At 75.3% G+C, this 2,078-nt stretch carries 1 protein-coding gene and 1 pseudogene; both read right to left on the bottom strand.

The window, feature by feature from the left end:
• A pseudogene (locus EAO70_RS36885) lies at positions 1-540 on the bottom strand (serine-threonine protein kinase); the annotation flags it as partial.
• A 189-nt stretch (positions 541-729) separates the two neighbouring features.
• Complete coding sequence (locus EAO70_RS36880) at positions 730-2,076, bottom strand: erythromycin esterase family protein (RefSeq protein ID WP_148007129.1); 1,347 nt, start codon at positions 2,074-2,076, stop codon at positions 730-732.
• Between the last annotated feature and the right edge of the window lie 2 nt (positions 2,077-2,078).

Below are 2,078 nucleotides of genomic sequence, written 5' to 3'. Positions count from 1 at the left end.
GTCCCGCTCGGCCTCCGCCTCCGCCTCCAGCGCCTCGGTGAACCGGGCGCACACCGCCACCGGGTCCCCGACCAGGAACGCGGGCACCGGCCCCCGGGGCCCGGCCGCGCCCGGTCCCCCCGGCCCGCCGCCGTCCACGTCCGTCAGCTCCCGCAGCAGCGCCCCGAACGCGGCGAACGCCGCCTCGTCCGCCGGCGCCGTCACGAGGAGTTCGGTCAGCCGGTCGAGGACCGGCTCCTTCTCCGGCAGGACCGTCACGAGGGCCCGGTAGTCGGGGACCGGCTCGCCGGTGAACATCATCGAGGGCCAGATCACCCCCGCGTACCCGGCCTCGACGCCCGGCGCGAGCAGCCCGGGGAAGGGCGCGAAGAAGTCGGAACAGAGGCGGGTGGCGCCGGCCGGCGAGCTGTTCCACCCGTGGGCGAACACCACCAGATCGGTGACGCCCTGCCGGGCCGGCGCGGCGAGGGCCGCGGGCTGCCCCGCGGGCCCGTCGCCCTCCTTGTCGAAGGTGATCTCCCGGTACGGCTCCACACTCATCCCGGTCACGGCCCGGCCCTCTCCGTCGAGGTGGCCGTCGCACCCAGGGCGTGCCGTGCGCGGGCGGCGGCTCCAGGCCAGCATGCCCGCGCGTGCCCCCGGCCAGACCTCGGCCGGGGGCCGTTCCGGGCCGCCCGGACGGCGGCCCGGCCCCGGGCCGCACCGGACGTCCCGGCCGTACCTCCCGCCTCAGCGGATACGCGCCGCCGTGATCCGCGGGAAGTGGATCAGCAGGTCGTACCCGGTGGAGAGGCGCGCCGGATGCACGGCGTCCGGCCACGGGTAGGCCGTACCGATACCGCGGGTCGGGCGGGGGACGGCGAGCCAGTCCCGCGCGGCCGGTGTCGCCCGCCGCATGTCCAGGTAGAAGGGGGTGGGCGAGACCCGGTCCAGGACGTGGGCGTTGCTGTCCGGGCCGAGCGTGCCGAGCGTGACGACCCGCAGCGGCTCCCCGGGGGCCTCGGTGTCGTGCGCGCGGAAGGAGCCCCGCCCGAAGGAGGTGCCGACGCTCACGTAGTCCCGGCCGAGGGCGTCCCGCAGGAAGGCGCCCTGGATCCGCGGGTACTGGTCGGCCTTCGGGGTCTCGTAGCCGACGTGCCCGTTGTGCGCCGACAGCACGATCCGGTCGCCGGTGTGCCGCTGCCACCACACGGTGTTGTCGGCCATGGTCCGGTCGCGGTAGAGCATCGCCGCCGCCACGCCCGCCGGCGTCTCCAGGTCGTGGGCGTACTCGGTGCCGACCTGGGCGATCGCCCGCGCGTGCTGCACCGCCCACTGCGCCGCCTCCCGCGCGCGCGGGTCCCGCGTGGCGGGCGGCCGCCGCTCCAGGAGGGCGAGCGCGGTGTTCACGTCGGCGGCCATCCGCTGCCGTTCGGCCCGCGGCCGGGCCATGTACCCCTTCATCCAGGACTCGACCCCGCCGGTGGGGCGCGAGTCCCGGTACAGCTCCCGGACGCGGGGCAGCAGCGCGGGCCGGGTGCGGGCCACGTACGCGGTCACCTCGTCGAAGACGTTCGCGCCCGCGTACCCGAGGTCGTTGCCCATGAAGCGGACCGGGTGGTCCGGATGGCGCTGGTTGTGCCGCCGCATCCAGCGGAACAGGTCGAGGTACTCCTCGGTGTTCCAGAGCCGGTACGACTCCTGGAACTCGTCCCGCATGATCGCCCGGATGTCCCCGCGGCCGGTGCGGACCCACTCGTCGACGAGCAGTCCCGTGGACCAGTTCGCCTCCAGGGCGAAGGTGGTGAAGCCCCTGCTCTCCACGAGGTGCTCGAAGACGCGGTGCTTGGTGGTGAAGAACTCGGCGGAGCTGTGCGTGGCCTCGCCGATCCCGACGACCTTGGCCGACCCGATCATCCGGTCGAGCGGCCGGAGATCGGTCAACGGCTCTGCCGTTCGCGCGAGTTCACGGGCCGGATCGACGGGGGCCAGGGGTTCGGCGGCCCCCGCGGCGGGTGCCAGGGAGCCGAGGCAGGCGGCGAGGAGGAGCCCGACGAGCGGCAGGCGGCGGAGTAAGGAGGAGGGGAAGCGTTCCATGG

The organism is Streptomyces sp. adm13(2018) (genome assembly GCF_008042145.1).
GTDB lineage: Bacteria > Actinomycetota > Actinomycetes > Streptomycetales > Streptomycetaceae > Streptomyces.
Note: the sequence above shows the minus strand (reverse complement) of the source record. Positions and strands in the feature narration are given on the sequence as shown.

Excerpts from the sequence above, each read along its gene's own strand:
- EAO70_RS36880 (WP_148007129.1), bottom strand. The coding sequence starts at position 2,076 with ATGGAACGCTTCCCCTCCTCCTTACTCCGCCGCCTGCCGCTCGTCGGG.